We start from the raw sequence: 11,380 nt of genomic DNA on the forward strand, positions 1-11,380 counted from the left end.
ATGGGCTGGTTCTCCCGACTGTTCACGGGTGCCCCCGCGGCGCCGGAGGAGACCGCGCCCGCTCTGCCGAGCGTCCCGACGAGCGACGACATCCTCGCGGCGCTCGACCGGGTCGGCGCGCGGACGGAGGGCCGGGTGCCCGGCATCGTCGCGGCGCGCATCCAGCGGATCGACGAGACGGTCCGCGAGATGGTGCCCCGTCTCGACCGCCTCGGCGGGATGAGCCGTCAGGGCCACACCGTCGTCGCGACCGCGACCAGCTACCTCCCCGAGGCGGTGGAGGGCTACCTCCGCCTGCCGAGGGACTTCGCCGACCGCCGCGCCGTGCACAGGGGGAAGACCTCGCTGATGATCCTCTGCGACCAGCTCGACCTCCTCGGAGGCACGCTCGACCGCATCTCGGACGCCGTCTCGCGGCAGGACGCCTCGGCGCTGATCGCGCACGGGCAGTTCCTGGCCGAGAAGTTCACGGAGTCCTCGCTCTCCCCGAGCGGTCTCGACGCGCCTCCGCAGCCGGGAGCGCCGTCCGGATCCGGCTCGCTGACCCCGCCGAGCGCCTCGTGACCGCGCTCGCCCCAGCGCTGGACGCCCTCGTGCTCGCGGGGACGGCCGCCGGCCTCGACGCCGCGGCCGTCCGCGACGAGGGTGCGCGGCTGGCCGCCGCCGTCGCCGAGTCGATCCGCGGCGCCGGACAGGACTGGCTCGCCGCGACCGGCGCGACGGGCGGTCTGGAGGCGTTCTTCACCGCCGCCTCGAGCGGCCGGCGCTGGCGGTCGGGGCCGACCGATCAGCTGGCCGCCCTGGTCGGCGCGGGCTCTCACCACTCCTCCGCCTACGCCCGCGCCCTGACCGAGGTCGTCTCGGCGGCCAGCGCTCTCGGCGACCCGGGCATCGGCGGCATCGCCTCCGCCTCCGCGACCGCCGCGGCCCAGCTCTCCGCCGTCCCGGGCGCCCGGGGCGCCGCTCCGACGACGAGCGGAGGAGTACCGCACACGACCGGCCGGACGCCGGACGGTGCCGCGAGCGCCGACCTGCCGACCGGTCTGCCCGCCGGCGTGCCCGGGGTCGACGAGATCCTCGAGCGCCTCCGCCGGACCGAGCACGACGGTCCGCAGGACGAGCCGGCGCCCGCCGCCGCTCCCGCCGCGGAGCCCGCCTCCGAGCCGGAGCCGCTCGACCCGCCGGAGTCCATCGACGACCTGCTCGCCGAGCTCGACGCGCTGATCGGCCTCGACCGGGTGAAGAGCGAGATCAAGCGGCAGACGCAGCTGCTCCGGATCGGCACCCTGCGCCAGGCCGCCGGACTCAGCACGCCCACGCTCACCCGCCACCTCGTCTTCACGGGGAATCCCGGCACGGGCAAGACGACGGTGGCGCGGCTGGTCTCGCGGATCTACCGCTCGCTCGGCATCCTCTCGAAGGGCGTGCTCGTCGAGGTCGACCGATCGGAGCTGGTGGCCGGCTACCTCGGGCAGACCGCGACGAAGACCGCGGAGGTGATCGCCTCCGCGCGCGGCGGCGTCCTCTTCATCGACGAGGCCTACGCGCTCGCGCTCGACCAGTACGGTGCGGAGGCGGTCACCACCCTCGTGAAGGACATGGAGGACCACCGCGGCGACCTCGTCGTGATCGTCGCCGGCTACTCCGGGCCGATGCAGGGCTTCCTCGACACGAACCCGGGACTCGCCAGCCGCTTCTCGACCACGATCGACTTCGCCGACTACTCCGACGACGAGCTCTCGGCGATCTTCGGCCGCCTCGCCGCCTCCGCGGACTTCGAGCCGACGGAGGAGGCGCTCGCCGCGTTCGCGGGCCTCGCCTCGGCGCAGCAGCGCACGGAGGCGTTCGGCAACGGGCGCTGGGTCCGCAACGTCCTCGACGCGGCGATCGCCCGGCACGCCTGGCGCCTCCGCGACGTGGAGGAGCCGACGCTCGACGAGCTGCGCATCCTGCTCCCCGAGGACGTGGTGGAGAGCCCCGAAGCCTCGAGCAGCCCGGACGGAGCCGGCGACGACGACGAGGGCTCGGTCGAGGGCTCGGAGGAGGCCCTCGGGCAGGCGGACGCCGCCCCGAGCGGCACGGCCGCCCCCGTCACCGACGACCCCGAGGAGGAGAGCCGTTGAGCACCGCACCCGCCGCGCCGCCCGCGCAGAGGATCCCCGAGCCGCCCCTCGTCCAGGTCGCCAACCGGCCGGCGCAGCGGAAGCCGTCGCTGCTCGCCCGCGCGACCGCGACCACTCCGGCCACCCTGCGCCTCCTGCTCGCCCTGACGGCGCTGGCGGCCGTGCTGTTCGGCGTGTTCGCGCAGCAGGCAGGAGCGATGCAGGCGCGCGCCGCGACCACGGCCCGGGAGCAGTCGGCGCAGCTGCTCGGCGTGCAGAACGTCCGCACGCTGCTGGTGGACGCCAACGCGATCGCGGCCAACACCTTCCTCGTCGGCGGACTGGAGCCGACCGAGCTGCGGGCGTCGTACGTCTCGAGCCTCACCGGCGCCGCCTCCGCGATCGCCGGACTCTCGGCCGCCGACTCGGCGGACACCCGGGCCCTCGCCCGGGTCGCCAGCAGCATCACGACCTACAGCGGGCTGATCGAGCAGGCGCGGGCCAACAACCGGCAGGGCTTCCCCGTCGCCTCGGCGTATCTCGACCAGGCGTCGACGGCCCTCTCGGGAGACGGCGGCATCCTCGAGGACCTCGACGGGCTCGTCGACTCCGGTGCCGACCGGGTCGCGGCCGCCTACGACGCCGTCCGCTGGAGCGTCCTGCTCATGATCGGCTCGCTCGTGATGCTGGTCCTCCTCCTGGCGGCGCAGCTCTGGCTCGCCCGCCGCACGCACCGCTACCTCAACCGCCCTCTCGCCACGGGGACCGCCCTCCTGCTGGTCGTCGGCGTCGGCGGGGCGCTCGCCTACGGATCGGTCGCGGCGGACGCGGGGACGGCGCGGGTCGAGTCCTACCGCGAGGCGCTCACCGTGTCGAACGCGCTCATCGCCGCGAGCGACGCCAAGTCGCTCGAGAGCTTCACGCTGATCAAGCGCGGCTCCGGCGCCGCCCTCGAGGAGCGCTACACCCAGGCAGTCGACTCCGCCCGGGAGAAGCTGTCGGGCGACCTGCAGGACGAGCTCGCGAGGACGCGGCTCGTCGACGAGTTCGGGCAGTGGCAGTCGTTCCACGAGGAGATCCGGGAGGCGGACGACGCCGGGAACTGGGACCAGGCCGTCCGCGTCGCCACGATCACCGGGAACGGCACGCCGAACGACCTCTTCACGACCTTCTCCGACGACGCCCGCGACGTGGTGCAGGAGAAGGCCCTGGCCGCCGCCACCACGCTCGACAGAGGCGCGGAGTTCGCGACCCTCGTCTCGTGGATCCTGCTGGCGGCCGGTCTCGCCGGAGCCGTGTTCGCCTGGCGCGGCATCGCCCAGCGACTGGAGGAGTACCGATGAACCGCCTGCGCGCCGCCGCCCTCGCCCTGGCCACCGCCGCGGCTCTCGCCCTCACCGGCTGCACGACGGGGGCGGACGACCTCGGCACGCCCCTCGCCGCGGCGACCCCGACTCCGACGGCGAGCGCGTCCGCTCCCGCCGCTCCTGCCGCGCCGGACTGCTCGCCCTCGGCGGTCACCTCCTACGCGCCGACCGGCGTGACCGACAGCACCAGGCTCGCGGAGATCCGCGGGCGCGGGACCCTGCGCGTCGGCGTCTCGGCCGACACCCTCCTGATGAGCGCCCGCAACCCGATCACGGGGGCGATCGAGGGCTTCGACGTCGACATCGCCCGCGAGGTCGCCCGGGCGATCCTCGGCAGCGACTCCATCGACTACGTCGTGATCACCTCCGCTCAGCGCCTCCCCGCGCTCACCGGCGGCGACGGCGCCCCGCAGGTCGACATGGTGGCTCGCACCCTCACGATGACCTGCGATCGCTGGAGCTCGATCGCCTTCTCGTCCGAGTACTACGACGCCGGCCTCAAGGTGCTCGTCTCCGACGACCCCGACGGCGTCCCGATCACGGGCATCGGCGACCTCGACGGCGAGAGGGTCTGCGCGCCCAGCGGCACCACGACGCTCAGCCGCCTGCAGAACGACTACCCGGAGGTCGAGGCCGTCGAGGCCGCCACGCACTCGCAGTGCCTCGCCCTCTTCCAGGCAGGAGAGGTCGACGCCATCGCGGGCGACGACACGATCCTCGCGGGCTTCGTGGCGCAGGACCCGTACGCGAAGGTCGTCGGCGACGCCCTGAGCTCAGAGCCCTACGGCCTCGGCCTGCCCGCCGACGACCCCGACTTCGTGCGCTTCGTCAACGCCTCGCTCGAGAGCATCCGCAGCGACGGCCGCTGGCAGAGCATCTACGAGCGCTGGCTCGGGGTCCTCGGCGAGGCCTCGCCGCCGGCCCCGGTGTACGGCCGATGAGCACCGGTCTCGCGGAGGGGACCCCCGTCGCTCCGGGCCGGCTCGGGGAGGCCGCGCCGCAGCGCGAGCTCTTCGAGTACCTCGCCGCTCTCACCCGCTGGCTCCAGCGGACCACGCGCGAGCTCTCGCGGCTGGACGCCGCCGCGCTGGCGTCGCCGCAGGCCGAGAACTACACGGCCGACGTGGTGCTCGCCCAGTCGCTCCGCGAGTCCGTCACCCGGCGCCTCGCCGAGCTCGAGGCGGTCTGGGACTCCGGCCGCGTCGACGTCGTGGCGCGCGAGCGGATGTCGCAGCTGATCTGGGGCCGTCTCGACGCCTCCGGGAGCGGCGCGGTCTCGCTGGTGGAGGCGGTGCGCCTCTGCGACGCGGTCGTCGGCCAGCTGCGCTCCCGGCTCGAGCTCGACCCCAGCGGCACCGACGTCGCCGGGCGGATCGTGGGGGTGCGCGCCGAGATCGAGCGCTGCCGCGACCTCACCCGTGACGGCGGCGGCACGGTCGACCGCGAGCGGGCGGAGCGGGTCGCCGTGCTGCGCTCCCGCCTCGACGCGCTCGCCGAGCGGGCGGGCCGGGGAGCCGACGTGTCGGGGCCGCTCGGCCAGCTCGAGAGCGACTCCGCCCGGCTCGAGCGCGACCTGATCATCGCCGCGTCCGAGCGGCGCGGACTCGAGCGCGACCGCCGTCGGGCGCGCGAGCTGGCGGAGGCGGCCGAGCGACGCGAGGCGCCGCTGCGCGAGCTCGTGGCCCGCTGCCGCCGCGAGATCGCCGACCCGCCGCGGCTGGCCGTGCCCGACGTCTCCCGGCTGGGCGATCCTCCGTCCGACCGCGAGGCGCTCGACGCGCACCTCGCCCGGCTCACCGCCGTCGGCCGCGCGTTCGACGCGGTCGAGGCCGCCTACACCTCGCCGCTGCGCGAACGGGCCGCCCTCGGCTTCCGCCTCCGGGCGCTGCGGGAGCGTGCCGAGGGCAACGGCCGCGCTGCCACCGCCGTCGGCGTCGCGGCCGAGGAGGAGGTGCGCGCAGCCCTCGACACGGTGCCGTGCTCCGTCCCGCTCGCCCGCCACCTGGTCGAGCAGTACGACGTCGTCACCCGCGACCTCCCGCACCCCGACCCCGCGCACCACCGGAAGGCCACCCCATGAACGGCGCCCCCTGCACCGCGACTCCCGGCTGCACCGGGACGATCGAGGACGGCTACTGCAACGTCTGCGGCCTCCCGCCCGAGGAGGGCGCCGCCGCCTCCACGCTGACCGCGCGCCGCGCCGCTCCGGCCTCCCCGTCGGCCACCGCCTCCGCCGCCTTCGGCACCGGCTTCGTCGAGGGCACCCCCGGCGCCACGGCACCCGGGCCCGCGGAGGAGTCGGCCACCGCGCGCAGCACGCGCACCTCCTCCGCCCGCCTCGCCACCGCCGCCCTCGGCTCCGCCCGCACGGCGCAGACCGGCTCGAAGGTCACCCGCCGCGTCGGCACCACCTCGACCCGACTGCGCGGCCCGAGGCTCGGCGCCGGGCTCACCACCGTCCCGTCCCGCCCGGCCGCCGACCCGATGGCCGCTCTGATGACCGAGGCGGTCCTCCCCGAGCGCAAGCGCTTCTGCTCGCACTGCGGCACCGCCGTCGGCCGCGGGCGCGACGGTCGGCCCGGCCGCACCGAGGGGTTCTGCCCCAACTGCCGCACGCCGTTCTCGTTCACACCGCAGCTGGTGAAGGGCGATGTCGTCGGCGGCCAGTACGAGGTCGTCGGCTGCCTGGCCTACGGCGGCCTCGGCTGGATCTACCTCGCGCGCGACCGGAACGTCTCGGGGCGCTGGGTGGTGCTCAAGGGCCTGCTCAACTCCGGCGACCCCGACGCGTACGCCGCGGCCGTCACCGAGCGCCGGTTCCTGGCCGAGGTCGAGCACCCGCTGATCGTCGAGATCTACAACTTCGTCCTGCACGACGGCGCCGGCTACATCGTGATGGAGTACGTCGGCGGGCCGAGCCTCAAGCAGATCCTGAAGGAGCGGCTGGACGCCAACGGCGGCGCCGCGGATCCGCTGCCGGTGGACCAGGCGCTCGCCTTCGTGCTCGAGGTCATGCCCGCCTTCGCCTACCTGCACGACCACGGCCTGCTCTACTGCGACTTCAAGCCGGACAACATGATCCAGGTGGGCGACCAGGTCAAGCTGATCGACCTCGGCGGAGTGCGCCGGATCGACGACGAGGACTCCGCCATCTACGGCACCGTCGGCTACCAGGCTCCGGAGGTCGCCGACCTCGGTCCCTCGGTCGCCTCCGACGTCTACACGATCGGCCGCACGCTGGCCTCGCTGGTGCTCGACTTCCGCGGCAACCAGACGACCTTCGTCGCCTCGCTGCCGCCGGTGTCGGAGACGCCGCTGTTCCAGCGCTACGACTCCTTCTACCGCCTGATCGCGAAGGCGTGCGCTCCCGACCCGCAGGACCGCTTCGCCACGGTGGACGAGATGCGCGGCCAGCTGCTCGGGGTGCTGCGCGAGGTCGTCGCGACCGACCGCGGTCCCGGACACCCCGCGCTGCACTCGACGGAGTCGGCCCTGTTCGAGGCGCCCGTGGCCGACGTGGTCGACCGCGTCCCGCCGTGGGACGCGCTGCCGGCGCTCCGCCGCGACGAGTCCGATCCCGCCCGGTCGTGGCTCGCGGGCGTGAACGTCGCCGACCCGATCGTGCGCCTGCGCGCTCTCGCGCTCGCGCCCACCGTGACGGTCGAGGTGCGGCTCGCCCGCGCCCGGGCGGCGATCGAGGCGCAGCGCTGGGAGGAGGCGGCCCGCGCGACGGGCGAGATCCTCACGGAGGACCCGTGGGAGTGGCGGGCGGTCTGGATGAGCGGTCTCGCGCAGCTCGCGCGCGGCGACGACATCGGGGCCCGCGCCTCCTTCAACACCGTCTACGGCCAGGTCCCCGGCGAGCTCGCCCCGAAGCTCGCGCTCGCCGCGGCGTGCGAGGCGAGCGGTGAGCCCGAGGTCGCCGAGTCCCTCTACGTGATCTGCGCCCGCGCCGACGCGAACTACACGGCACCCGCCGCCTTCGGTCTCGCGCGGGTGCGGCAGCTGCGCTCCGACCTCGACGGGGCGCTCGACGCGCTCGACATCGTCGCGCCCACGCGCTCCTCCTACTCCGACGCGCGCCGCCGCCGGGCGGAGCTGCTGGCGGAGTCGGGCCGCGGGCTGCCCGCGCTCTCGGCCGCCCTCGCGAGCGTCGACTCCGTGTCGATCGATCAGCGGACCCGCCTCGAGCTCACGACTCAGGTCCTCGCCTCCGCCCTCGAGCTGGTGCGGCGCGACGGCCCGGCCGAGGGAGCGACCCTCGGCGGGGTCGAGGCGAACGAGGCCGCCATCCGCGACGGCCTCGAGGCCTCCTACCGCGCGCTCGCCGCCTCCACTCGCGAGCGCGACGAGCGCCTGCGCCTCGTCGACCGGGCCAACGAGGTCCGACGCTGGACGCTGACATGAGCGGCGCGCTGTCGACTCCCTGCCCGAACTGCGGCGAGCCGGTCACGACGGGCGACGCGTTCTGCGAGGCCTGCGGGACGCCGCTGATCGTCGCGGCCACCCCCTCCGCTCCGCCCGTCGCCGTCGGAGGATCCGCCGCCTGCGTCTACTGCGGGGGAGCGGTCGCCGAGGACGGCTACTGCGAGCAGTGCGGACGCCCCGCTCCGACCGAGCGCGAGCACTGGGCCGAAGCGCCGCACCCGCTGGTCGGCGGCGTCTGCGACCGCGGGCTCCGGCACCCGGCCAACGAGGACGCGATGGCGCTCGGGGCGACCACCGGCGCCGACGGCTCTCTGAGGACGGCGCTGCTCGTGGTCTGCGACGGGGTCTCCTCGACCCCCGACTCCGACAAGGCGTCGCTCGCCGCGGCCCGTGCGGCACTCAGCGCGCTGCAGGCCGAGGTCGGCGGGGAGAGCGCGATAGCGGACCGCTGGCGCGCGCTGCTGCAGATGGCCACCGCGCGCGCCTCCGGAGCGATCGACGCGGCCGTGCCCGAGAAGCGGTCGAATCCGCCCTCGTGCACCTTCACCGCGGCGGTGCTGGACGGCGCGCTGCTCGTCACGGGCAACGTGGGCGACAGCCGCAGCTACTGGATGCCGGACGCGGGCGAGCCGCGGCAGCTCACGGTCGACGATTCGTGGGCGCAGGAGCAGATCGCCTCGGGAGTGCCGCGGGAGCAGGCCGAGACGGCGCCCGACGCTCACGCCATCACCCGCTGGCTCGGCGCCGACGCGCACGACGAGGAGCCGCGGGTCGCCTCCGAGGAGCTGACCGAGCCGGGCTGGGTGCTGGTCTGCTCCGACGGGCTCTGGAACTACGCGTCCGCCGCCGAGGACCTCGCGCGCGTGCTGCGCGAGGCGCAGGAGAGGGTGGGCGCGGATCCGGTCACGCTCGCGGAGGCGCTGGTCGCCTGGGCGAACGAGCGCGGCGGGCACGACAACATCACGGCGGCGCTGGCGCGGTTCGACCCGGCGGGTGCGCCGGAGGCAGCGGCTGAAGCGTCCGCTGCCGAGGTGCGCGGTGAGGAGACCGGCACAGCCGAGCAGGGTGCCGCCGACTCCGGTGCCGATCCCGATGGTGCGGAGCCGGACGCTGCCGAGCCGGACGCTGCGGAGCCGGACGCTGCCGACGCCGGCGCCGCCGACCTCGGCGCTGCGGATCCCGGCGCTGCGGGCCCGAGCGCGGCCGACCCCGCCGCCTCGAGCCCCGACGCGGCCACCCCTTCGCCCGACGCCGACGCCTCCCGTCCCACCGACTGAGCGCGCCGATCCGTCCAGACCACCCCTCCACCGCTGGACGGATCGGCACCCCCGCGGCCGTGGTCACGCCCCTACAGTCGTCGCCATGAGCATCGCCGAGCCCGCCACCGCCCTGTCCGTCGTCGGCCACTGGATCGACGGGGCTCCCTCCGACTCCTCGTCCGGCCGCACCGCTCCCGTCTACGACCCGGCGCTGGGAGTCGCGACCAAGGAGGTCGCGCTCGCCGACTCCGCCGAGGTGGACGCCGCCGTCGCCTCCGCGAAGGCCGCCTTCCCCGCCTGGCGCGACACGTCGCTCGCGAAGCGGCAGCAGATCGTCTTCCGCTTCCGCGAGCTCCTCGAGGCGAAGAAGCAGGAGCTCGCCGAGCTGATCACGTCGGAGCACGGCAAGGTCGTCTCGGACGCGCTCGGCGAGATCACCCGAGGCCAGGAGGTCGTGGAGTTCGCGACCGGGCTCGCGCACCACCTCAAGGGCGAGTACTCGGAGCAGGTCTCCACCGGCGTCGACGTCTACTCGACCAAGCAGCCGCTGGGCGTTGTCGGGATCATCTCCCCCTTCAACTTCCCCGCGATGGTGCCGATGTGGTTCTTCCCCATCGCCATCGCCGCCGGCAACACCGTCGTGGTGAAGCCCTCCGAGAAGGACCCGTCCCCGGCGATCTGGCTCGGCGCCCTCTGGAAGGAGGCCGGCCTCCCCGACGGCGTCTACACGGTGCTCAACGGCGACAAGCAGGCCGTCGACGGGCTGCTCGAGCACCCCGACGTGCGCTCGATCTCGTTCGTCGGCTCGACCCCGATCGCGCAGTACGTCTACGAGACGGGCACCCGCCACGGCAAGCGCGTCCAGGCCCTCGGTGGGGCGAAGAACCACATGCTGGTGCTCCCCGACGCGGACCTCGACCTCGTCGCCGACTCCGCCATCAACGCCGGTTTCGGCTCGGCGGGCGAGCGGTGCATGGCGATCTCGGTCGTCGTCGCGGTCGAGCCCGTCGCCGACGAGCTGATCGCGAAGATCCAGGAGCGGGCCGCGACCCTGCGCACCGGCGACGGACGCCGCGGCTGCGACATGGGTCCGCTGATCACCGAGGCGCACCGCGACAAGGTCGCCTCCTACATCGCGATCGCGGAGGAGGACGGCGCCGAGGTCGTGATCGACGGGCGCGGGATCGAGGTGGACGGCGACGCGAACGGCTTCTGGCTCGGCCCGACCCTGATCGACAAGGTCCCCACCACCTCCCGCGCCTACACGGAGGAGATCTTCGGACCGGTGCTCTCCATCGTCCGCGTCGCCTCCTACGAGGAGGGCGTCGCCCTGATCAACAACGGCGCGTTCGGCAACGGCACGGCCATCTTCACCAACGACGGAGGAGCGGCCCGCCGCTTCCAGAACGAGGTCGAGGTCGGCATGATCGGCATCAACGTCCCCATCCCCGTCCCCGTCGCCACGTTCTCCTTCGGCGGCTGGAAGGCGTCCCTCTTCGGCGACACCAAGGCCCACGGAGCAGAAGGCGTCCGCTTCTTCACCCAGCAGAAGGCCATCACCAGCCGCTGGCTCGACCCCTCCCACGGCGGCATCAACCTCGGGTTCCCGCAGAATTCATAGGCTCTCTCCTCCTGGCGTCGTCGATCGCCCGCAGTCGGCCGGGGAGGGTGGGCGCGTTCTGCAGGGCGTCCTGCGTTCCGCGCACGTCGATCCGCTGAGACGCGGATCACCGGTTGCGCTCCGCGGCGCTTGTGAGGCTCTCTCCTCCTGGCGTCGTCGATCGCCCGCAGCCGCGGCGCTGGTGAGCCTCTCTCCTCCTTCGTCGTCGATCGCCTGCGGTCGGCTGGGGAGGGTGGTTCCGTTCTGGAGGGCGTCGTGCGTTCCGCGCACGTCGATCCGCTGGGACGCGGATCACCGGTTGCGCTCCGCGCCGGCGGGAGGCGCTGGGTCGACCGGAGAGGCTCACCAGCACGGCTGAGCGCAACCGGCGATCCGCGTGTGAGCGGATCGTCGTGCGCGGTACGCGACCCGCTCTTCCCAGCGCGACCACCCTCCCCGGCCGACCGCGGCCGATCGACGACGCAGGAGGAGAGAGGCTCTTGAGCACCGCGCAACCGGCGATCCGCGTGTGAGCGGATCGTCGTGCGCGGTACGCGACCCGCTCTTCCCAGCGCGACCACCCTCCCCGGCCGACCGCGGCCGATCGACGACGCAGGAGGAGAG

At 74.4% G+C, this 11,380-nt stretch carries 8 protein-coding genes; all 8 read left to right on the forward strand.

The window, feature by feature from the left end:
- The 8 genes from C5C46_RS07150 (at position 1) to C5C46_RS07185 (ending at position 10,777) form a co-directional block, all read left to right on the forward strand.
- The gene (locus C5C46_RS07150) at positions 1–564 is read left to right on the forward strand and encodes a hypothetical protein (RefSeq protein WP_104226185.1); all 564 of its coding nucleotides are present in this window, start codon (positions 1–3) and stop codon (positions 562–564) included.
- The gene (locus C5C46_RS07155) at positions 561–2,123 is read left to right on the forward strand and encodes an AAA family ATPase (RefSeq protein ID WP_104226186.1); all 1,563 of its coding nucleotides are present in this window, start codon (positions 561–563) and stop codon (positions 2,121–2,123) included. Before C5C46_RS07150 ends, C5C46_RS07155 begins: the two co-directional genes overlap by 4 nt.
- The gene (locus C5C46_RS07160; protein ID WP_104226187.1) at positions 2,120–3,445 is read left to right on the forward strand and encodes a hypothetical protein; all 1,326 of its coding nucleotides are present in this window, start codon (positions 2,120–2,122) and stop codon (positions 3,443–3,445) included. Before C5C46_RS07155 ends, C5C46_RS07160 begins: the two co-directional genes overlap by 4 nt.
- A complete protein-coding gene (locus C5C46_RS07165; protein WP_104226188.1) occupies positions 3,442–4,410 on the forward strand; it encodes a glutamate ABC transporter substrate-binding protein in 969 nt (322 codons plus the stop codon). Before C5C46_RS07160 ends, C5C46_RS07165 begins: the two co-directional genes overlap by 4 nt.
- Entirely contained in the window at positions 4,407–5,549 is a 1,143-nt protein-coding gene (locus C5C46_RS07170) for a hypothetical protein (RefSeq protein WP_104226189.1), read from the forward strand. The genes C5C46_RS07165 and C5C46_RS07170 overlap by 4 nt, the downstream gene beginning before the upstream one ends.
- Positions 5,546–7,876: a serine/threonine-protein kinase gene (locus tag C5C46_RS07175; RefSeq protein WP_104226190.1), complete on the forward strand. Its 2,331-nt coding sequence runs from the start codon at positions 5,546–5,548 to the stop codon at positions 7,874–7,876. The genes C5C46_RS07170 and C5C46_RS07175 overlap by 4 nt, the downstream gene beginning before the upstream one ends.
- Positions 7,873–9,174, forward strand: a complete 1,302-nt coding sequence (locus C5C46_RS07180; protein ID WP_104226191.1) for a PP2C family serine/threonine-protein phosphatase — start codon at positions 7,873–7,875, stop codon at positions 9,172–9,174. Before C5C46_RS07175 ends, C5C46_RS07180 begins: the two co-directional genes overlap by 4 nt.
- A gap of 85 nt (positions 9,175–9,259) precedes the next feature.
- Positions 9,260–10,777 (forward strand): CoA-acylating methylmalonate-semialdehyde dehydrogenase, encoded by a 1,518-nt coding sequence (locus C5C46_RS07185; protein WP_104226192.1) that lies wholly within the window; start codon positions 9,260–9,262, stop codon positions 10,775–10,777.
- Positions 10,778–11,380 lie beyond the last annotated feature (603 nt).

Origin of the sequence: Rathayibacter sp. AY1E6 (assembly GCF_002931115.1) — a bacterium.
Lineage (GTDB): Bacteria > Actinomycetota > Actinomycetes > Actinomycetales > Microbacteriaceae > Rathayibacter.